1 protein-coding gene is annotated in these 1065 nt (G+C 64.1%); it reads right to left on the reverse strand.

The annotated features are described in order from the left end of the window. A partial coding sequence (locus ACXJKR_RS33260; RefSeq protein ID WP_457326489.1) for a hypothetical protein occupies positions 1-1029 on the reverse strand: 1029 nt, incomplete at its 3' end. Positions 1030-1065 lie beyond the last annotated feature (36 nt).

Below are 1065 nucleotides of genomic sequence, written 5' to 3' on the forward strand. Positions count from 1 at the left end.
GTCTTCGAGATAGCCGTCGGAGCTGTAGGTGTAGGTCTCGACGGTGCCATCGACCGTGGTGGCCGAGGTGCGCTGGCCGGCCTTGTCGTAGCCGATCTTGACGGCCTGTGAGCCAGAGAACCCCAAACTGATGCTGGCGCCGGTGTCGGTCTCGGACGTGCCACGGCGGTTGAGCATGCCCTTGGTGATGGTGAAGCGGTCGGCCTCGTCGTAGGTGTAGTAGAAGACTTCTTCGGCGCGCAGCCTGCGGTCCAGCGGGTGCCAGTAGAGGGCGTGCACGGCGCGGCGGTTGCCCACAGCGTCGTACTCGTAGCGCACATCGTGGGTATGCGCGAGGTCGTAGCCGGTGCTTTCGGCGACGCCGTCCCACACGCGGGCGATGCGGCCGAGTTCGTCGTAGGCGATCGTGCTGGTCTGGTAGCTGCTGCTGATGGTGGCGTTGTCACTTTGCAGCTGGCTGTAGGACTCGCTGGTGCGGTTGCCTGCATCGTCGTAGCCGTAGCGGCTCAAGGTGTGCATACCCAAGTCACGCGCCTCGGCGATCATGCCGTTTTGCAGGTAGGTGTATTCGATGTTCTGGCCGGTGGTGCTGGTCTGCTTGGCCAGTTGGCCGGCCAGGTTGTAGGTGTAGGTGTAGCCCCGGCCCGCCAGGTCCTGGTGCCAGGTGGTGCGGCCGAAGTAGTCAGTTTTATCGACCGTGGTGCGACCATCGGCACTGGTGGTGGTGAGCTTGTAGCCGCCGACGCTGGCCCCGCCTACGCCCAACACTGCGCCGGCACCGGTCACGCCAGCCGCTGCAAATTCGTAGCTGTAGCTGGTCTCACGGTTGGCGGCGCTGCGCGTCTTGACGACGCGATTTAAATCGTCGTACCAGGTCTTGTCGACTTGACCGAGGGCGTCGGTGTGGCTGATTCGCCGGCCCAGCGCGTCATAGCTGTAGTAGGTGAAAGTATCGGCCGTGACCGGCGCGGTGCCGGAGAACTCAGTCGCGCCAAAGTCCTGCACCCGGGACACGCCTTTGCGGTGCACCGAGGTCAGTCGACCAAGTGCGTCGTAGCCCTGTTC

It is taken from the genome of Roseateles sp. P5_E11 (assembly GCF_054049355.1).